Source organism: Microcoleus sp. T3_D1, assembly GCF_036700405.1.
Lineage (GTDB): Bacteria > Cyanobacteriota > Cyanobacteriia > Cyanobacteriales > Microcoleaceae > Microcoleus.
The window spans coordinates 1-18,430 of the sequence record NZ_JAUBOV010000090.1 but is presented as its reverse complement, the minus strand read 5'-3'; the positions used below and the strand labels follow the sequence as shown (position 1 = coordinate 18,430).

The 18,430-nt window shown below is 45.6% G+C and carries 20 protein-coding genes and 1 pseudogene; 12 read left to right on the top strand and 9 right to left on the bottom strand.

Annotation, left to right across the window (positions count from 1 at the left end; genetic code table 11):
• Positions 1 to 148: 148 nt before the first annotated feature.
• Together QT992_RS28425 and QT992_RS28420 are read right to left on the bottom strand one after the other, a co-directional pair.
• Positions 149 to 1,582 (bottom strand): MFS transporter, encoded by a 1,434-nt coding sequence (locus tag QT992_RS28425; RefSeq protein ID WP_333340889.1) that lies wholly within the window; start codon positions 1,580 to 1,582, stop codon positions 149 to 151.
• 880 nt (positions 1,583 to 2,462) lie between these two features.
• Positions 2,463 to 2,603 (bottom strand): hypothetical protein, encoded by a 141-nt coding sequence (locus tag QT992_RS28420; RefSeq protein ID WP_333108289.1) that lies wholly within the window; start codon positions 2,601 to 2,603, stop codon positions 2,463 to 2,465.
• 125 nt (positions 2,604 to 2,728) lie between these two features.
• Here QT992_RS28420 and cbiD point away from each other — a divergent pair, with 125 nt between their 5' ends.
• The 3 genes from cbiD (at position 2,729) to QT992_RS28405 (ending at position 6,409) form a co-directional block, all read left to right on the top strand.
• The gene (cbiD, locus tag QT992_RS28415; RefSeq protein ID WP_333378300.1) at positions 2,729 to 3,886 is read left to right on the top strand and encodes a cobalt-precorrin-5B (C(1))-methyltransferase CbiD; all 1,158 of its coding nucleotides are present in this window, start codon (positions 2,729 to 2,731) and stop codon (positions 3,884 to 3,886) included.
• Between the two features lie 332 nt (positions 3,887 to 4,218).
• Positions 4,219 to 5,832, top strand: coding sequence for a glutamine-hydrolyzing GMP synthase (gene guaA, locus QT992_RS28410; RefSeq protein ID WP_445305804.1), 1,614 nt, complete (start codon positions 4,219 to 4,221; stop codon positions 5,830 to 5,832).
• A 361-nt stretch (positions 5,833 to 6,193) separates the two neighbouring features.
• A complete protein-coding gene (locus QT992_RS28405; protein ID WP_333054638.1) occupies positions 6,194 to 6,409 on the top strand; it encodes a hypothetical protein in 216 nt (71 codons plus the stop codon).
• A 463-nt stretch (positions 6,410 to 6,872) separates the two neighbouring features.
• On the opposite strand, the gene QT992_RS28400 is transcribed toward QT992_RS28405, so the two are convergent.
• The 5 genes from QT992_RS28400 to QT992_RS28380 form a co-directional block, all read right to left on the bottom strand.
• Positions 6,873 to 7,448, bottom strand: a complete 576-nt coding sequence (locus QT992_RS28400; protein WP_333340892.1) for a TIGR04376 family protein — start codon at positions 7,446 to 7,448, stop codon at positions 6,873 to 6,875.
• Positions 7,449 to 7,783: 335 nt separating this feature from the next.
• On the bottom strand, positions 7,784 to 9,025 hold the full coding sequence (locus QT992_RS28395) for a hypothetical protein (RefSeq protein WP_333340894.1): 1,242 nt from the start codon (positions 9,023 to 9,025) through the stop codon (positions 7,784 to 7,786).
• Between the two features lie 449 nt (positions 9,026 to 9,474).
• Positions 9,475 to 10,029 carry a hypothetical protein gene (locus tag QT992_RS28390; protein WP_333340897.1) on the bottom strand — a complete coding sequence of 185 codons (555 nt, stop codon included), beginning with the start codon at positions 10,027 to 10,029 and terminating at the stop codon, positions 9,475 to 9,477.
• Entirely contained in the window at positions 10,019 to 11,134 is a 1,116-nt protein-coding gene (locus QT992_RS28385; RefSeq protein ID WP_333340900.1) for an AAA family ATPase, read from the bottom strand. The genes QT992_RS28390 and QT992_RS28385 overlap by 11 nt, the downstream gene beginning before the upstream one ends.
• A gap of 78 nt (positions 11,135 to 11,212) precedes the next feature.
• Positions 11,213 to 13,135 (bottom strand): ABC-F family ATP-binding cassette domain-containing protein, encoded by a 1,923-nt coding sequence (locus QT992_RS28380; RefSeq protein ID WP_333378297.1) that lies wholly within the window; start codon positions 13,133 to 13,135, stop codon positions 11,213 to 11,215.
• Positions 13,136 to 13,401: 266 nt separating this feature from the next.
• On the opposite strand from QT992_RS28380, the gene QT992_RS28375 reads away from it, so the two are divergent.
• The 3 genes from QT992_RS28375 to QT992_RS28365 all read left to right on the top strand — a co-directional run bounded on the left by QT992_RS28375 (position 13,402) and on the right by QT992_RS28365 (position 14,279).
• Positions 13,402 to 13,629, top strand: coding sequence for a DUF433 domain-containing protein (locus QT992_RS28375; protein ID WP_333054627.1), 228 nt, complete (start codon positions 13,402 to 13,404; stop codon positions 13,627 to 13,629).
• 139 nt (positions 13,630 to 13,768) lie between these two features.
• Positions 13,769 to 14,023 carry a hypothetical protein gene (locus tag QT992_RS28370; protein ID WP_333237553.1) on the top strand — a complete coding sequence of 85 codons (255 nt, stop codon included), beginning with the start codon at positions 13,769 to 13,771 and terminating at the stop codon, positions 14,021 to 14,023.
• Positions 14,016 to 14,279 (top strand): type II toxin-antitoxin system RelE/ParE family toxin, encoded by a 264-nt coding sequence (locus QT992_RS28365; protein WP_333314892.1) that lies wholly within the window; start codon positions 14,016 to 14,018, stop codon positions 14,277 to 14,279. The genes QT992_RS28370 and QT992_RS28365 overlap by 8 nt, the downstream gene beginning before the upstream one ends.
• Positions 14,280 to 14,335: 56 nt before the next feature.
• Here QT992_RS28365 and QT992_RS28360 read toward each other — a convergent pair.
• A pseudogene (locus QT992_RS28360) lies at positions 14,336 to 14,494 on the bottom strand (ATP-binding cassette domain-containing protein); the annotation flags it as partial.
• 191 nt (positions 14,495 to 14,685) lie between these two features.
• Here QT992_RS28360 and QT992_RS28355 point away from each other — a divergent pair.
• From QT992_RS28355 to QT992_RS28335, 5 genes are all read left to right on the top strand, one after another.
• Positions 14,686 to 15,402, top strand: a complete 717-nt coding sequence (locus QT992_RS28355) for a hypothetical protein (protein WP_333146127.1) — start codon at positions 14,686 to 14,688, stop codon at positions 15,400 to 15,402.
• A 41-nt stretch (positions 15,403 to 15,443) separates the two neighbouring features.
• Positions 15,444 to 16,115 (top strand): hypothetical protein, encoded by a 672-nt coding sequence (locus tag QT992_RS28350; RefSeq protein WP_333320466.1) that lies wholly within the window; start codon positions 15,444 to 15,446, stop codon positions 16,113 to 16,115.
• A 4-nt stretch (positions 16,116 to 16,119) separates the two neighbouring features.
• Positions 16,120 to 16,653 (top strand): hypothetical protein, encoded by a 534-nt coding sequence (locus QT992_RS28345; RefSeq protein ID WP_333146123.1) that lies wholly within the window; start codon positions 16,120 to 16,122, stop codon positions 16,651 to 16,653.
• Positions 16,654 to 16,758: 105 nt separating this feature from the next.
• On the top strand, positions 16,759 to 17,142 hold the full coding sequence (locus QT992_RS28340) for a hypothetical protein (protein ID WP_333146121.1): 384 nt from the start codon (positions 16,759 to 16,761) through the stop codon (positions 17,140 to 17,142).
• A gap of 56 nt (positions 17,143 to 17,198) precedes the next feature.
• The gene (locus tag QT992_RS28335) at positions 17,199 to 17,462 is read left to right on the top strand and encodes a nucleotidyltransferase family protein (protein WP_333146171.1); all 264 of its coding nucleotides are present in this window, start codon (positions 17,199 to 17,201) and stop codon (positions 17,460 to 17,462) included.
• 121 nt (positions 17,463 to 17,583) lie between these two features.
• Here the strand turns inward: QT992_RS28335 and QT992_RS28330 are convergent, their stop codons facing one another.
• Positions 17,584 to 17,685 (bottom strand): AraC family transcriptional regulator, encoded by a 102-nt coding sequence (locus QT992_RS28330; RefSeq protein WP_333146169.1) that lies wholly within the window; start codon positions 17,683 to 17,685, stop codon positions 17,584 to 17,586.
• A gap of 481 nt (positions 17,686 to 18,166) precedes the next feature.
• Here QT992_RS28330 and QT992_RS28325 point away from each other — a divergent pair, with 481 nt between their 5' ends.
• Complete coding sequence (locus tag QT992_RS28325; RefSeq protein ID WP_333320464.1) at positions 18,167 to 18,370, top strand: hypothetical protein; 204 nt, start codon at positions 18,167 to 18,169, stop codon at positions 18,368 to 18,370.
• Positions 18,371 to 18,430: the final 60 nt, after the last annotated feature.

Genomic DNA, 18,430 nt, shown 5'->3' with positions numbered 1-18,430 from the left:
GTATTGGCTACACAGGTATCAGGTTCGATGCTCTGTTGAGGTTAAAATTTGTTTCAGCGACTCTCAGGTTTTCTGCGATCGGCTTGAAGTTTTTAACAATATGTGGGTGTTTCTGGTTTGTCGATCGGCAAATTTGTGCGAAAATTTCCTAGCCCCGGTTAAATTTGAAACGTCCAAAAGTGGGGACGATCGACCGCAGCGACTGGCTACGAGGTTCTCGCACCAAAACCAAAGGCAGAAGAGCAATCAGCCGCACAGTAGCCGAGAGGGCAAACACTGCTCCCAAACTCATGCCCGGAAGTTCGGCAAGAAAGCCACCGGCGGTAGTTCCCAAAGCCCCAGATACTCCCGAAACCGCTGCGGCGATCGCAAAATAAGTCGAAGGTTGCTCGATCGACGCGATCTCCATTTGAATATTGTTAGTACACAGCCCGATCGCGCCTAAAGTCGTTCCCCCCAACAAGTGCAGCAGCGGCAGCCACACCCACAGGGCAAACGGGTAATTTCCCGTACCCAACCACAGCAAAGGCGTTAGGGCCACCACCAGGCCAACAGCAATTAGCAGGGGGCGATTTCCCCAGCGATCGGCCAACTTACCCCAAAACATCAGCAGCAGTAGATTTGCCCCGGAACTTAAGCTGGTGTAAATCGTTACCAAACTCACATCCAAGCTTAAATTTTTCAGCAGGTAGATATTAAAAAAAGGCGCGCTGAGATTAACAGCAAATGTCCACACACTGAAGTAAAGAATAAACATTAAAAAATTAGAATCTTTCAGCACAGAAGGCACAAAATCTGTTATTTGCTTTGCTTTTTTCTCTGTAAGTCGATCGCTCTGTGCATCTTTTTTGTATACCTGGGGATTGACATCAACCATGAAGGATTGACAGCCCAAACTAATCATTCCCGCCAAAACACCCACCAATAAAACAATACCGTAGCCCAAAATTGGGCCGCCGTCCCAAGTTGAGACTTCCAATCCCATCAACGGCACTCCCAGCAAAGTGATGAGGCTGACAGCACTGTTGCGAAAGCCAAAATAGCGTCCCCGCAAGCGCTGAGGAACCACGGCAGCCATCCAACTGAACCAGTTAGAATTGGCAAAAGCTGCCAGCACGCTAGCTGCTACGACTGTTACCAGCGTCCATTGCAGCAGTTGGTGGAGGTCTGCGTGCTGGGAACCCCAAACAATTGCCACCGCCAGCACCAGCCACAGCAGCCGCGACACGCCGAATACAAATAGGTTGTACCAGCGGCGGCTGGTTGTCCGATCTGCGATGTAGGCTCCTAATGGTTGCAGGAGATTTACCACCATCGGAATAGCAGAGAATATACCTATTTCCACGCTACTGGCGCCGAGTTGCAGCAAGAAGTTGCTCAGCAGCACGCCACCGGTCGCCGACTCGAAGACAGCGGCAAAAACGCCGTCTAGAGTTGAGGCTTTCAGGGTCGATCGAACCTCTTGTTTAGAAATTTTGAGATCGGTTTTTGCAGATAAAACGAGCTGAGATATTTGATTGTCTAGTATTTCAGGAGTCTGAAGAGATAGAGGTTCATTTAACTCTGCAACTGGTTCAAACATAAGTAATAGGATTTTAGTCGTAGATTAAAGAAGGGCCCAATCCTGGTGTGGCAAAGGTTTGAGGCTGGCCGATCGTTAAATTATTTTTCACGCGCAGGTGTCAATAAAATTTAATCTTTATGCTCAAAATTTCTGAGCTAGCCTCTTAAGATAAAACCAGCCCCGCCTTCAAGGTGTGAGCTTGAAAGCTAGACTGGCACTTCCGGGTAATGGTTATTAATATAGATGGCAAGCGATCGCTAGGACATCAACCGCTTGGGAGATTTGACACTCCCCAGCCTAAAGGCGTAGGGATTCTTAATTCATCGACTGACCTTTAAGCGCTATGTCCTTTCGGCACTTCTTAAACCTTTCAACCGTACAAAATACCAATTGACGAGTTCAACTCACAGCAACCCGCCTAGGGTCTATCTCCAAAAGCGTACTAGGATATTTACCTAGAGTTGGGGTATGCCCTACCCTACTTAACAACACTAAATAGTTTGTTTCTGTGGTTAAAGGAACTGTGTTAAGCCCCTAGCTGTTTAGAGAGTTTTCGCCGCTCTTTGTCCCCCGGTTTACGCGCCAAAGTGTGTCGTTAACTGTTTTTATGCACTCCGGGCGCAGGAGTCTAACCTTGACAACTCTAGTATACTAGAAATTTCCTGACTTTTAGGAAGGGATTTAAGAAATTAAAGCCGTCCTAGAAGGACAGGGTTTTAGACCCAATTTCCTTGATAAATTTGCCAGTTGTAAAAAAGTAGGTTTTAGGGCTTAACAAGGAAGCGATCGCAGCATTTCGCCTGCCAAAAATAGCTCGAGTTCGGCCTCAAACAACTCCTCCCAAGGGCCAAAACAATTTTCGCCCCAGATCCTCGACTCGGCTCTCAAACCTTTACGGCTAGCTAAATATTGTGAAAAGCGCCCGCACCGGCCCGTAAGCCTTCGGAGTCGGTTGTTGGCGATCCTCTAGGAGAGTTCCGCTAACGCACCTCAACAAAAGTGTGGCTGCGATCGGCAACTGGCAGGACAAAATTATCACTTGACAAAATTTACGCTAACTGATAATAATAGCAAACCCTAGAATTAAACTTAAATGTTTGAGGGGTATCACTGCTAGGGCGTGAGGTCGATCGCCCGCAAATTTACAGATTTCTGCATTTGATCGTGACTAAAACTCAACCTTTATCGGGGTATACGTTGCCAGTATTTGCCTGTGCGGCTGCACTTGCAGCTTTGCGGTGCTTACGCGCAGGTATTCAGTCTCTAGATAGCGTATCAGTAAATTTACTGGAACCGCAAATAACGGCAGAAATTCCGATCGAACAGGCGTCTGTACTCAAAACTGGTACCGCTTTGGGCGTGACTCGCTCCGATCCGGGGGACAATCTCGATCTGACTCGCAATACCCCCGTTTGGGCAATGGTGGAATTGGGGAATTGGGAAGAGGGACAGAGGGAGAAAGAGGGAGAGAATTGCGAAGAGGGAGAGCAGATTGTGATTCTCGGCGGTGAAGGTATAGGGCGTCACACAGTCGATGGAGGGGCGGCGATCTATGATTACGCAATGCGGTTGCTGCGATCGAATCTGAGCCGAGAACTCGCAGGGGGAGAAAAAATTACTGTCACCCTGATTCTGCCGTCTGGGCGCCAACTAGCCACCCGCACTTCTAACGAAGCTTTCGGCGTGGTAGAAGGACTTTCGCTGCTGGGTACAACTGGCATTTCTCAACCGCTGAGTGCCCCTGGACAGTTGGAAGTTTACCGCGAACAATTGCAACAAAAAGCCGAATTGTTTGACTGTTTGGTTTTCTGCATCGGCGAAAACGGCTTGGATTTGGCGCGACAACTGGGGATTAATCCTGATAGGCTCGTCAAAACCGCTAACTGGCTCGGCCCGCTGCTGGTAGAAGCAGGATATCAGGGCGTGCAGTCAATTTTGCTGTTTGGCTATCACGGGAAACTGATGAAATTGGCGGCGGGAATTTTTCACACTCACCACCACCTCGCTGACGGGCGCAGGGAAATTCTCACAGCTTACTGTGCTAAAGCTGGAATGCCCGCCGATGCGTGTTCCGCAATTTTTGCCGCAGCGACAGCCGAAGAGGCTCTTGGGCAACTGCGGGCTTTGGACGGCGAGTTTGGGAGCAATTGGGTCGATCGAATTTACGGCGACATCGCCCGACAAATAGACTTGCGCTCATCGGATTGCATTTTTACTCACACCAACCGAAGAATCCCCGTGGGATCGGTGATGTTCGGGCGCGATCGCAAAATTATTGTTAAAAGTGACATAGGAGATACATTTTTGACCCAAATTTGTTAATCTAGTGTGAATATCCCTGAATTCTGTTTAAAACATCGGTCAGGGATAATATTTAACAAGTAATAATTCTCTGTCCCTAAACCTTAATTATACTAGGTTGCTTCGGGAAGTTATTTCTGAAGCAAGAATTCAATTAATTAGGGTAAGGATCGAAGTAAATCTATGGCCCTGTACCCGATTAATCGACTAACATCGCTGACGGCAATCTAGTATCAATAAGATTTATTCCTAGCGGCCAAGGGTTCCTAGCCTTCCTTAGAATTGTACTGAGAGCGCGACAGATACGTCCGCTACTTTCTGCCCAATTAGCACTTAGCAATTACGCAATAACCGTGACTACTAAAATAGAAACTGAATCCGTTCTCACAAACTCTTTAATGCAGCAGATCGATCGCCAGATCATCGTGATTCTCGACTTCGGTTCGCAATATTCCGAACTGATTGCTCGTCGAATTCGCGAAACTCAAGTATATTCAGAAGTTATTTCTTACCGGACTACTGCAGAACAGTTAAAAGCTATCAATCCTAAAGGAATTATTCTTTCAGGAGGCCCGAGTTCTGTATACGATGAAAAAGCACCCCACTGCGACCCAGAAATTTGGAATTTGGGAATACCGGTGTTGGGAGTGTGTTACGGGATGCAGTTGATGGTAAAGCAGCTCGGAGGCACGGTTGAGCGCTCTAAATTAGCGGAATACGGCAAGGCATCGCTATTTATTGACGATCCTACGGATTTGCTGACAAATGTCGAAGAGGGAAGCACGATGTGGATGAGCCACGGAGACTCCTGTACTGAACTGCCGACGGGTTTTGAGATCCTCGCTCACACGCACAATACTCCGTCTGCTGCTGTTGCTCACCACGAGAAAAATTTGTACGGGGTTCAGTTTCACCCAGAAGTAGTTCACTCGATCGGGGGAATAGCTTTAATTCGCAATTTTGTTTACCACATTTGCGAGTGCGAACCGACTTGGACGACAGCTACTTTTGTGGAGGAATCGATTCGCGAAATTCGAGATCAAGTGGGGGATAAACGAGTTTTGCTGGCTCTATCCGGCGGTGTAGATTCTTCAACTTTGGCTTTCTTGCTGCACAAGGCGATCGGCGACCAACTTACCTGTATGTTTATCGACCAAGGGTTTATGCGGAAGTATGAACCAGAACGGTTGGTAAAATTATTTAAAGAGCAATTCCACATTGATGTTGAGTATGTTAATGCTCGCGAACGCTTTTTAGCTCAACTTGAAGGGATTACCGATCCTGAAGTAAAACGCAAGCGGATCGGTCACGAATTTATCAACGTATTTGAAGAAGAATCGAAGCGTCTGGGCCCCTTTGACTACCTCGCCCAAGGTACTCTTTATCCTGATGTGATTGAGTCGGCTGACACTAATGCAGACCCGAAAAGCGGCGAGCGAGTGGCTGTTAAAATTAAAAGCCACCACAACGTCGGCGGTTTGCCGAAAGATTTGCGATTTAAGCTGATTGAACCGCTGCGAAAACTGTTTAAGGATGAGGTGCGAAAAGTCGGCCGGTCGATCGGGCTTCCCGAAGAAATCGTGAACCGACAACCTTTCCCTGGCCCGGGATTGGCGATTCGGATTATAGGAGAAGTTACCGCAGAGAGACTAAATATTTTGCGGGATGCTGACTTCATTGTTCGCCAAGAAATTAACCGGCACGGATTGTACGGTGAACTTTGGCAAGCTTTTGCAGTTTTGCTGCCGATTCGCAGTGTAGGCGTGATGGGCGATCAGCGCACTTATGCTTACCCGATCGTCTTGCGATTTATTAAGAGTGAAGACGGGATGACGGCTGACTGGGCGCGGGTTCCTTACGATTTGTTGGAACTGATCTCGAATCGGATTGTGAATGAGGTTAAGGGGGTAAACCGGGTAGTTTACGATATTACTTCTAAGCCGCCGGGTACGATCGAGTGGGAGTGATTTGTAGTTAGCGATTAAGTAGGCGGACTAATTTTTTTGTCTGTCTACTTATTGTGATTTTGGATAAAAGGGCGATTCTCCACATTCCGCCCTTTGACTCTCACATTTAGGTATTTTTGACCAAGCCATGAGGTTTGCGTCAATTTTGAGGGAATTCCCAGTCAACAGTGGCTCAAAGGGCAGAATGTGGGTTCTAATTGTTCCACCGCTGCATTGGTTTCAATGTTGTGACTTCGATCACTTGTAACACGGACTTGGTTCACCGAATATTTTCAGTATTATCACGGAAAAAAACCAGCACCATCACTTACTCTTAGGCGAAACCACGAGATGATTAAGGTGTCGAGTTCAAAACAATCCCATGTATCCAGTTAATCTTCTCCCCGGCGCTATCAACGAATTAATCGCCACTGTCACCGATACTCACCGCGTTACCAAAGCTGACCGCTACGGCATGATGGCCGCCATCCTCGATGAGTCCATCAGTGAAGAAGAACGTGGCTCACTCGATCGTCTGATTCGCTCCCTAGTCAAAGGTAGGATTCAAGTCAGTGATGAACTCTCCATCGTCTCGTAAGCAGAAAGCTCGTTGAGAACTCGACACTCTACAAGAGCTTTCGATTGGGAAAGTTTAGGCAAGTCACTGATACAACTCTCTAGGGATAGCTTTTTGTATAATGCACTTTTGAGATAGACGATTAGCATTCACAACTTCATAAACATTATGACGGATAGCTGTATTCAGCAACGCCGAAAAAATATATAGAACATCCACACCATTCGGCTAACTAAGAAAGAAAGAACACGGGGGCTGAAGTCCGCCGTGTCGCTTCCCTCTGGGGACTAAAGTCTCGCTCGTTTCCCACATCCCGTATTATTTTTAGGATTTATTAATTTGCCCTCTAATTTTAGGATGGTAATTATATCAAGTCTGAGCGATCGATCGCCATACCGCAGCGTATGGGGGGTTGACCAATATTTGCAGTGGGAATCCGAGTTCCGGGGGAACCCGTCCCTAAAGGATTGGAATGCTTTCGTAACTATCGGCCTATATTGCGCTTCATTTGATCGAGTTCTTCGTCTGCTTCCCAGCGTTGAAACTTTTCTTCTAAAGGATCGGCCGCATTAAAACTATTATAATTTGAACTCTGATTCCAACCCTTTGTATCCCAATTTGGCTCGGTTTTAGTGGTAGGGCGAGTTGCAGCTTCGGCCGCTTTTGCTCGGACTTCTTTTCGCCGTACTTGAATTTGGCGGTAAAGTTCTTTTGCTTTTTCAATCCGTTCTTTGCAGCCTTGCATTTGACCCCAGCGCTGATTTCCCTGACGCAGCAAAGCTGCTTGCCGCTCTTGGGCGGCTTGAGCTAAATCGAGCCTTTGAGCAGCTTTAGCTTTGTTGATGCGATCGTTCCAGCGCTGAATTTCTTGAGCGGCGGAGAGAATTTCGGCTTGCAGTTTTTTCTCTTGTTTTTGGATATCGAGAATCAGCCGCAGAGTGTCTTCTTCTTGTTCCTTCAGTTGTTCTTCTATTGCCTGCAATTCCAGATGGGGATTGCTACGCAAAAATTCTTCTAATCGGGTTTCTAGAAAGCGGCTGAAATCATCAAATAAGCCCATTTTTTATAATTCCTCAGTCATCAGTTATGAGTCATTAGTCATTGGTCATTAGTTATTAGTCATTGGTTCTTAGTCACTGGATCTCAATTATAGATCCTGAGTTGTTAGTTATAGCAGAAGAAAGTTCGGCAACGAATTGGGGAAGCGATTTAACGGATAGAAGGAAGAAGCAATAAGAGCAATGGTTTCAGCAATTAAGAACGTCTTGGCGGTTCCTATATTATAACTGTTTTCACTGCTCGTCATATACAGCCCGATCGCTGCCCGTTACTGATTACCGATGACCTAACTCATAACTAATGACTGATGACTAATGACTCATAACTGATGACTGATTAGAACTTTTGGCCGACAAAAACCGATCGCACATCTCCTCCCTTGCGGATAACTGCTTCTTGATTTTTGATTTCTGCCAGCGTCCAACCGCTAGCGCCGATGCTTTCGCCGACATAAATTCTGCGGGCTACGCCGTCTACTTCAAACAAAGCAGCCGATCGATCGCCCAACTCCAAAATCCCTACCAGCGTGTGCGCGGAAGTCGGGGCGCTGCTGGCGGCAGGTGCGGATTGCTCCGGCGCGGGCGCAGATTGCTGGGCTGCTGGGGGCGCTGGTGCCGGTTCGGTTTCGCGAGCCAAAATCTTTGGCTGGGGAGACTCCGAGGGGGAAGGGGAAGCGGCGACGGGATCTCGACTGCCTGCGGCGGCGATCGCACGACCGGAGGCTGGAGCAGCAGGCGAGGGGGAAACTGCGCCGGTTTGAGGAGCAGCCGGAGCAGCCGGAGCAGCCGGAGCAGCAGCCACCTGAGCAGGCGGAGCCACAGTCACCTGAGCGGGGGGAGGGATGACTACGATTTGGGGTGCTGGTGCTCCCGGCTGTGCGCCGGCTTGTTCTAGGGCATCAGCGATGCGGTTGACTGCTGTCGAAAGACCTGCGGTTGCCGGCGGCGCGCCGGAAATTGAAATGCTCGGCAGCGTCCCTGGGGTGGGGGCTGCGGGAACTGCTGCAAGTTGCGGGTTAGCCTGGGGTGCTTTTTTTTGTTCGATCGCTTCTAGGGAGCGCTGCACGTATTCGACAAACGGGGTGTCGGGTGCTGTTTTGCCACTTGCTACCGGCGTCTCTGGTGCAGGGGCGGCGGGCAAGCGCACGAGTCCCGACCTGCTTGCGAGCCATAACCCCATGACTAGCAGCAGCGACCCACATGCTGCTCCCAGCAGGATTCTGTCGAATGATTGTTTGGACTGCTGTTTTTTGGCTGTTTCTAGGGCGACTTGGCGGGCGATCGCTTCTACGTCTTTTTCGCCCCGCTGCGGCTGGGGGGGTGCCAACTGCGACAAAACTATTTGAGGTACCGAGATCGACTTGAGCGCCACGAATTCTGGCTGCACGGGCTCGGATGGCAGTCCGCCACTGCCGTCGAATGCTCGATCGACTCCTTCAAACAGTTCGTCCATCAACCGATCGGCGTAGGACTCTACTGCCACTGCTTCGGCTGGCACTGTTTCGACGGTCGCAACCACGGCGATCGGCTCTGACGCTGATTCCAAAGACATCTGTTTGGCGATTACTTTTTGAGGCATAGTTTTCTGTTTGCTCCCGCTCCTCGACAACCCTGAGATTCTCAACTTCAGACTTCTACAGGATACTTGTGATGTTGACCAATTCTTGGCTCAGAACAGGTCAATTGTATCTCACTCATCACCATATTTTTAGTCCTCGGCCAACTTACTTTGCCCGATCGACTTTTGTTTTACCTGTTTTGGGCCTTTTCGCCCCTGTTTTCTGCTGCCAGTCTTATTTGCTTACCCTGACTTTTAGTGCATATTCTACTGCTTTTGTCAACCCCACCCTCCGGGGCTTCGCAGTTTTTGACACACAGCTTTACTTGAGGCTCTCGAAAAAAAGCGGGTTTTTTGCCGCTGTTTGCGATCGCATTGCAGCTTTAACAAGGATTTCAGACTTTTACCTGTCTTAAGTTTGTTGGTCAGTTTGCTTGAGAGTAATAACAGGTTGCAGATTTTCTGATAACTCATGGCTGCAACAAGGGTAACAACCGCTGTAATTCCCCACAAGCTGCCTGAAGCGATCGCGGCGCATCTTCTGGTAAGCTCTGAGAATAACATCGATCGGCTAAATCCTCAACAGGTTTTTTGCAAACAGCCTCATTGTTCTCAAATTTTGCATAAGCATTTTCTTCATTCACAGTTTCTCCCTGCAAATAGTGTATCCAAGTCTCAATATTGCGCTTGGGAACAAAAATCGCGATCGCTTCATTCGGTTCCCTCTTTTTCTCATCGTTTTCACCCAGGACACTAGCTAACTCATTAAGTCTTGCTTCCAGCGTACCCGTATCTGCATCAATTAACACAACTAATCCAATCGACACCTGGTTTCTCTTCTGGCGATAAGCTTTCACTTCCCCCGGATAGTGAGTGCGTACATACTCTTCTCCTGCTTGGCTACCTTTCGGACAAATATTAGCTCTAAATTGACCTGTAAAACCTCGCTTTTTTAGGAAATAACGCGCAAAAACCTCCTGCTGTCTGTCCTCGCAGAGAATGACAATCTGAACTCTACGACTCATTCAACCACCCCCGTGCAATCAGTTCAGAAACTGGCAGTCCAGAATTGTCAGCTACTTCATTGCTAATTCGTTTGACTCGAACAGCAGCATTGCTTTGACGCTCAAACCAATAGCCAATCGGTGAAGCTAAAAGATAGTTAATTAACTCAGGATGGTGAGAAATTAGTAATGCTTGAAGTTTTCCCTCGCTACAAAGGTCATAAAGCTCAATCAGCCAGGGTTGAATTTCGGGTAATGCTAAAAAGTTTTCCGGTTCATCAATCCACAAGGTATAATCTTCCGATCTTGTACCGTAAATCAGCGCGTATAAAGCAACTAATGTTTTTTGTCCGTCCGACAATTCTCTGAGACGATATTCAATTGGCTTGCTGTTATCTGTTTGTCTTGAAAACCGCAGTTTTAACACCACATTATCTTCGCTTACTCGCTCAAACTTAAAATTGTTGAATCCATCCAACACATCTCTTAAAATATTTCCAATCTCAGCAACTTTACCTTGGTCTTCAGATAAGTAGCGATACCAAGAAACAAAATTTTCCATCTTAGGACTCAAACGCATTTGTTCTTGGCTACTTTCATCAACCATCAAGCTGGGAACAACTTGCACGATGATAAATCGCGCCATCCGTTCTCTAAACCAAGTTAACTTCGTGTTGTCGTTTCTTGGCATTAATGAAGGCAGAATAGATTGCGACCAGTCAAACTGGTATTTCGGGCCCGGTGAATAATCATCTCGATAGAGTTGAACTTCGCCGAATTCAAATTGTAGTAAAGGCTGGTTATCAAAGAGCAGACTCTCGTACCTAACACGACATTTATCTCCATACTCATCGATTTGTAATTGATATGTGTAGCAGCCGTCATTACCGAGAATTTCTAGCTCGAAACGCTGAATTTGTAAGGTTTGCCAGCGGGTGAAGTCCGCAGGTCTGAAAATTCCTTCTACCTTACTCTCACCGCTGACTAATGCTTGGATTTTCTGCAAGACTTCAAAAACTGTTGATTTACCCGATCCGTTAGAACCCAGAAATAGATTAATGGCATCAAAATCTAGTTCAAAATTTACCAAACAGCGAAAATTGTCAATATATATTCGTTTCAGCATGGGATTTTTTCACTCATAATTCCTCTAGCTCCTGTCATTGTTAACAGGAGCTAAACACAAGACTCGGACAACCCTAAATTAACCCACCCGTTCAGCTAATTCCAACCAGCGCTCAGTCGCCCGATCGATCTCCTGCGTCAACTGAGCCAAACGATCCGATAACTTCTTCATCTCTGCAAACTCGCTCGGAGCATTGTGAGACAAAATCTTCTCAATGTCTTCTTTTTCAGATTCCATCTTCGGAATTTGACTTTCTAATTGTTCGTATTCCCGCTTCTCATTGAAGGAAACTTTGGGAGCTTTTTGAGTGGAATTAGTGGAGTTTGAGTTGTTAGATTCAACAGGACGTGTAAGTTTTTCTTTGTCTTTTTGTCCTTTGATTTCCTTGGCTTCTTCGGCTTTCTTGTAGTCTAAATACACCGAATAATTGCCGGGATACAAGCGCAAATTGCCCCCAGGCTCCAAGGCGAAAACCATGTCGATCGTGCGATCGAGAAAATAGCGATCGTGGGACACCACAATCACGCAGCCGTTAAAATCTTCGAGATAATCCTCCAAAACCGCCAAAGTCTGCACGTCCAGGTCGTTTGTCGGTTCATCCAAAATCAGCACATTCGGCGCACTCATCAGGACTTTCAACAGAAATAACCGGCGCTTTTCCCCGCCCGAAAGTTTGTTAATCGGTGCATACTGTTGGTTGGGTGGAAACAGAAACTTTTCCAACATTTGAGAAGCAGTAATGATTTCCCCATCCGCCGTTTGCACCAACTCGGCTACACTTTTCAAGTATTCAATAACTCGCTGGTCTTCGTTCGGCGTCAAATCCTCTGAATGCTGGTCAAAATAACCGATATGAATGGTTGTGCCAATTTCGACAGTACCCGAATCCGGCTGAATGCGTCCGGTGATGATATCCATCAGCGTCGATTTTCCCGCACCGTTGCAGCCAATAATTCCTATCCGGTCTTCTGGAGTGAAATTGTAGGTAAAATCTTTAATTAAAGTGCGATCGCCATAGGCCTTAGAGATATTCAGTAACTCAATCACCTTCTTACCAATCCGGCGGCCGGCTGTGGCAATTTCGACTTTGCCGTTGGCTGTTTTGAACTCCTGGGCTCGCATATCTTTAATGCGATCGATCCGAGCTTTTTGCTTGGTACTCCGCGCCTTCGGCCCTCGTTTGAGCCATTCCAATTCGCGCCGCAATACACCCGCGTGTTTGCGAACACTGCTGGCGGCGGATTCTTCAGCTAAGGCTTTTTTCTCCAAGTAATAAGCGTAATTGCCAGCATAATTGTAAAGGTCGCCGCGATCGATCTCCAGGATGCGATTGGTAACGCGATCGAGAAAATAGCGATCGTGCGTAATCAGTAGCAAAGCACCGCGATAGCCGTTCAAATAGTTCTGCAACCACTCCACAGACAGCGCATCCAAGTGGTTTGTCGGTTCATCCATCAGCAACACATCGGGCTCGGACAACAAAGCCGTTGCTAAGGCAATTCGCTTGCGGTAGCCGCCGGACAAATCGGCAATTTTCGCATCAAAATCCTCAATCCCCAACTTGGTCAAAATCAATTTCGCCTTGGTTTCCAAGTCCCACGCATCCACCTCATCAATGCGTTCAGACACTGCAGACAGACGCGCCATCAACTTGTCTGTATCGCCTTTGCCGTGGGACAATTGATCGGAAATTTCCTCGTATTCGCGCACTAAAGCCATTTGTTCGCCACTGTCAGCAAATACTTGCTCTAAGACAGTGTGATTTTCGTCTAAATCCGGCTGTTGGGGGAGATAGACAATTGTAGACCCTGGATTGACCCAGCGATCGCCAGAGTCGATCGACTCCATACCCGCAATCATTTTCAGCAGGGTTGATTTGCCGGAACCGTTTGTGCCGATGAGTCCGACTTTATCGCCTTCATCGAGGCTGAAACTGGCATCTGTCAAGAGTTCCTTGATGCCGAAGTCTTTTTTGATCGATCGTAGAGTAAAAATAGTCATGAGTATATAAAATTATTTACCTAACTTTTGACATCGATAAGCGAATTGCGGTATTTTAAGTTATATCATATATTGTAACGCATCTGCAATACAATTATAGGAACAATCTAGACTAAAAAAGTGAATGTTCCAAATAGATTTCACACGAGACGCTTTGTTTTTCTATGATATCAGAAGTAGGACTATCAAAAAGGTGTGATTTTCAGTTTAACTGGGACACTTGATATGGTTTCATCCAAACTAATCTTGAGGTGGCGAGGGCCAAAATGAAAATAGATCGTATTACAAGCAATCCAAAGCGGATGAACGGGCAACCATGTATTCGCGATCTTCGGCTTACTGTTCGTCGGGCGATCGAGCTGCTAGCAACTTATCCCGATCGAGAAGAACTACATCAAGAGTTTCCAGAACTAGAGGATGAAGATATCCGACAAGCTCTAATTTTTGTATCCTCTTACCTGGACGATCGCATCATTGAGCTACCTAATCGCTAGTGAGTTAACTACTATTACAACTGAATAAACCGCTTTTTTACATTATTTCATACAAAACACTAAATTGGGTATGACGAGGAGATTGACAAACAAAAAACCTAGGCGGTAAAATGAGGAAAAAAGCACGGATAATTCCCAAATGAACGATCGATCCTCAGCAGATTTGATATCACCCGCAGAGTTACACCGCCAGCTTAATGACTTACTCAAGCAACTATCACCAGAACGATTACAGGTGCTTGCTGATTTTGCGGCTTACTTAGCAAATGCTGAAAGCGAAGCTGCAACTCAAGAACTTTTGGAAATTTCTGGATTGCTAGAGCGAGTTAAGCAAAATCAAGCAACTCCTAAAACTGATTACACAACCTGGAGAAGTCTTCGCTCCGATGTATGAAGTTCTTCTCCATCCTGATGCTCAAAAGGTTTATGTCAATGCTGACACAGCCCTAGCGAAGAAAATTGCCCGATGTTTGGAGCAGTTAGAACAAACTCCTCAGTTGCACCCTAACATTAAAGCCCTCAAAGGAGATTATGCAGGGTACTATCGCTACCGAATCGGGGACTACAGAGTGATTTACTCGATCGACGATGAAGTGGTGCAGGTATTTGTTGTGGCGATCGCTCATCGCAGTCAAGTCTATGAACCGTGAGGGCGAGTTAGTCAGCCCAGCAACAAGAGCGATCAATTTAATCAGTAAACCATCGACTCCATACCCGCAATCATTGTCAGCAGCGTTGATTTCCCGGAACCGTTTGTGCCGATGAGTCCGACTTTATCGCCTTCATCCAGGCTGAAGCTGGCATCTGTCAAGAGTTCCTTGATGCCGAAGTCTTTTTTGATCGATCGCAGAGTAAAAATAGTCATCAGTATAGAAAGTCATTTACCTAACTTCACTTTAGTGTAGCATGGTGTTGCGTGTATTAATTGCATTATTTCGGAATCGTATTGCGTCTTGTACCGCATCTTCGATCTAACTCTAAGTTAGAGCTAAATGTTGAGCGATTGTTGTTTTATATTTTCTATTCCGATTCAATTATCATCTCAGGTTTCCAGTGATGAATTTAGATGAAAGAAAACTAGCAGTTAGGCATTTTTACGAGCTGTTTTGCGAAGCGAACGCTGAGACTTCTTTATACGAGACAGTAGTCCACAATAAATGCCCTGACGTTTGCCCAATCTATCAAAAAATTGCCCGTCTTAAATTGTTAGCAATATCTGTTTCTTCAGGTTTCGATTGTATAGAAATTGAGAGAATACAGCAGAATATCCCTCAAACTGTTACTGATGCTTTCGACCGTCACTTCTGGTATTCCCAGTGGACTCTTAGTGAATTATCTCTCGTAAAAATTCCGATTGCTGAACAAGACACATTTTTTTTGTTTGTTGTAGGGTTGTGTGATGATGGTTGGGAAAACAATGCTAGGTTTATCGAAATTTTTGCCCAAAAAGGCGAGTTTCTCGGCGCAACAGATTTGTACTGCGATCGAGCAGTGAAATGGAGAGAAAAACAATTCACCAATCAGGACTATAGAGACATTAGAGGCGAGCCGCCGCCTCCTTGGTCGGGAGATATTCCTAACGATTTATCTTACCGCGAACCTTTATCGTCAGAAGAAATACTCGACGAGAATCTGTCTTGCTTGTCCTTAGAGACTCTGTACTACCATGAACCTTTATGGTCTGAAGAAATGTTGTGGCAATCTGCTATAAAAATTGAGAATGAAGGGGCAGTTATTCGTTATGTTCTTCCCGCTCAAACTTACGGTATTTAATTTCCTGTTTTGATATTAAACCGATTCATTTACAGCAAGTCATGGAAGAATTACTGAGTCAGCTTAAACAGCTAGGATTCTATCGATATGAAGAATCGGAAACGATCGAAATATTGGAGAGGCTTTCAATCCAAACATCCTCACCTTGGGTGTTCGATGGAAAATACCAATACGATTCTTTAGATACGGTGACAGAAAGCGATGGAGTATATATCAACGAAGGCTTATTGTGGTTAGACGCTCCGCATCCTCAATACAGTCTTTGCTTCCTTAGCAGAGAAGACTTATCCGAATGTGTTTACGCCTATGCACTTGAGGAACTCAAACCTATTTTAGAAAGAGCTGGTGCGATCGTCAATGACATTGATGAGTTTGAAGCAGATAATGGTGATTCCTTTTTAAGGCTTAATGAAGTTGACTACCTTATTTGTCCCTCAGCAGTAAATTCATTTGCTACACGTACTATTGACAAGTGGAATTTTGTCACAGCGAAAACTTTGCTAGCAGCAAACAACTTATTAGCACACGCTCAGTCAGAGGAAATAATTTATGTAGTTAGAGAGTTAGATGAAGATGGTTTATATATCGCAATTTTAACATCTAAAATGTTTGGATTAATTCATGAAAATTCACTATTAATAAATGAGCTAAAGCCTCAAAAAATAGAAACTTACTTTGCACAGTATCTTGATATGTCTAGATATCAACCTTAATAACATGAGCGATATCGATAATATTAAAATGCCAAATTACGATCGCTTTGAAGTGCGAATTAATCGAACATCTTTGCCTTGGACATTAGGCAATAAACTTGATGTAGCTGAGATTCATATCAACCATCAACCGCTAATAGAATTAGTGCGCCAAGTTGAAGAACCACTTGTTAGAGCAGAGATTCAGGAGCGGCGATCGGCAGGAGAGACTATTGATGAATCAGATTTTCCACCGGGAGATTACTTATACTTACCACCTTCTAGGATTCTGCTGCCCTCACGAAACTTGCTCGACGAGCCTTGGCATTGTGGATTTGAGTTGCAATCTAACGATCCACAGGCTGGGAAAGCGATTGTTTTAGGTTGCACTTGTGGGGTGATTCAGTGCTGGTTTATGCAGGTTAGGATCGCACTTAATGAATCTACTGTTGAGTGGGCAGATTTTGGTCAGTTTCATCGTGATTGGCAATATAGTCTAGGACCATTTAAGTTTGACCGAGAGCAATATGAATCTGAACTGTGCAAATCGTATGTATGAAGTTCTTCTCTATCCTGATGCTCAAAAGGTTTATGTCAATCTGGATCGTCCACGCCTTCCAATGTACTATAATTTAGATACCAACCTTTGTTGGAGTATTTTTTTATGTCCTTGCAAGAGCTTAAAGAAAAAGCCAGCCAACTATCAGTCAGCGATCGCCTTGCCCTGCTAAGTGCGATCGTTCAATCCCTGCAAAGTACACCAGAAATCGAGAATTGGCAATATTTAATTGCACGTCCTCATCCTTGGCGCAAACAACTTTACATTAAGGGACGTAAATTACTGGCATCGACTATTTGGCGAGACATGACTGCCAATGGGATGTCACCCGAACAAGCTGCCAAAAATTGGGATTTACCCCTGTCTGCTATCTATGAGGCGATTCATTACTGTCAGAATCATCAGGAACTCCTAAAATTAGAAGCAGACGAGGAACGCTATCGATTGGAAGCAAAAAAAGTCCAACTTGAGCCGACGAATGCTGCTTGACGAAGATTCTCAAGCAAAATATTTAGTCAATAAGTAAAGAGGCTGAATGAAAACCGATCGCCCTACCAATTGACCAAATCACCAAATTCTGCCAACAGTGGCAAATCATCGAACTCTCGCTCTTTGGTTCGATCCTTCGTGACGACTTTCATGCAGACAGCGACATCGATATCCTAGTGGCTTTTGCCCCCACGGCCGACTGGAGTTTACTCGATCGCGCCCAAATGCAGGAAGAACTCGAAGCAGTGCTAAGTAGACGAGTCGATCTAATCAGTAAACGGGCGATCGATCGCAGTTCCAACTGGATTCGCCGCCTTTGAAATTCTCTCTACTGCTCAAACTATTTATGTCAAATAGCTGCGATCGCGCTTCCTTAATCGATCGCTCTTTTTATTTCAACAACTGCTTCTGCCGTTTTACCCGTTGCGCGATCGAATATTGTTAGGGAGATGTGCCTATCAACTGCTTCAACAGATGGCTGAAATGAAATTGACTCATGCCCAGCAATTGAGCTAAACCTGCAAGCTTAATATCTTGATTCAGATGTTCGTTGATTTACTCAGTTTGCGTTTCTGATTTTATTGTACTTCGCCAGTGAGATCGCTATCTCTGGGGTGCTTTTGAGAACTGGCATTGCAAGCCCTAGCTTGATTGTGCCTAGATAGCAATCACTTTTGAAGTCATTGTAGAAATATAAAGTTTTAATTTTAATAATTTTCCCTGACTTTACTTCGCTTGGTGTCCAACTTAAAGATGCAACAGACAGCAGCCACCTTGAAATGGCTGGCATAGGCACCTTACTTGTATCTAGAGACGGGCAGTTTCAATAAGATCTTCTCTACCTTTAGGAAGAGATAAATCCGCCCCGATCTAACGCCACAAAAATAATCTTTTGAGTAAAAAGGCGGGGGTGGAAAGTACGAATGCAGATTGTAGGGTTTCCTTGCCTGTCATTCCCAAGTGCGATCGCCGAAGATAAGAGTATAGAAATTAAACGGCTGGTTTTCACCCGCCCTTACACAAAATGAACTCACAACTAGAACAACAAGTAACAATTCTACAAGACGAAACAGCAGCGGCAGGGAATTCAGCCAACCCAACAGTTGAAACTCATGTATTTGCCTCAGAATTTGCCACAGAGGAAAAAGTCAGAGTGGAAGAATTTAAGATTAGCGGCGACAGCCTAATTGGTAAAGTCAAAGAACTAATTCACTGTCGTTTAGACTAAATAAAGATGAGAACGGTGGCAAAAGAAGAACTAGAGCCACCGCGCCGGGAGAGAATAAGG

Bases quoted from the DNA above. Each gene is read 5' to 3' on its own strand.
- QT992_RS28400 (WP_333340892.1), bottom strand. From the start codon at position 7,448: ATGGGCTTATTTGATGATTTCAGCCGCTTTCTAGAAACCCGATTAGAA.
- QT992_RS28345 (WP_333146123.1), top strand. From the start codon at position 16,120: ATGAGCGATATCGATAATATTAAAATGCCAAATTACGATCGCTTTGAA.
- QT992_RS28375 (WP_333054627.1), top strand. From the start codon at position 13,402: ATGAAAATAGATCGTATTACAAGCAATCCAAAGCGGATGAACGGGCAA.
- QT992_RS28425 (WP_333340889.1), bottom strand. From the start codon at position 1,582: ATGTTTGAACCAGTTGCAGAGTTAAATGAACCTCTATCTCTTCAGACT.
- QT992_RS28365 (WP_333314892.1), top strand. From the start codon at position 14,016: ATGTATGAAGTTCTTCTCCATCCTGATGCTCAAAAGGTTTATGTCAAT.
- QT992_RS28350 (WP_333320466.1), top strand. From the start codon at position 15,444: ATGGAAGAATTACTGAGTCAGCTTAAACAGCTAGGATTCTATCGATAT.
- QT992_RS28325 (WP_333320464.1), top strand. From the start codon at position 18,167: ATGAACTCACAACTAGAACAACAAGTAACAATTCTACAAGACGAAACA.
- QT992_RS28405 (WP_333054638.1), top strand. From the start codon at position 6,194: ATGTATCCAGTTAATCTTCTCCCCGGCGCTATCAACGAATTAATCGCC.
- QT992_RS28385 (WP_333340900.1), bottom strand. From the start codon at position 11,134: ATGCTGAAACGAATATATATTGACAATTTTCGCTGTTTGGTAAATTTT.
- QT992_RS28380 (WP_333378297.1), bottom strand. From the start codon at position 13,135: ATGACTATTTTTACTCTACGATCGATCAAAAAAGACTTCGGCATCAAG.
- QT992_RS28355 (WP_333146127.1), top strand. From the start codon at position 14,686: ATGAATTTAGATGAAAGAAAACTAGCAGTTAGGCATTTTTACGAGCTG.
- QT992_RS28340 (WP_333146121.1), top strand. From the start codon at position 16,759: ATGTCCTTGCAAGAGCTTAAAGAAAAAGCCAGCCAACTATCAGTCAGC.
- QT992_RS28370 (WP_333237553.1), top strand. From the start codon at position 13,769: ATGAACGATCGATCCTCAGCAGATTTGATATCACCCGCAGAGTTACAC.
- QT992_RS28395 (WP_333340894.1), bottom strand. From the start codon at position 9,025: ATGCCTCAAAAAGTAATCGCCAAACAGATGTCTTTGGAATCAGCGTCA.
- QT992_RS28390 (WP_333340897.1), bottom strand. From the start codon at position 10,029: ATGAGTCGTAGAGTTCAGATTGTCATTCTCTGCGAGGACAGACAGCAG.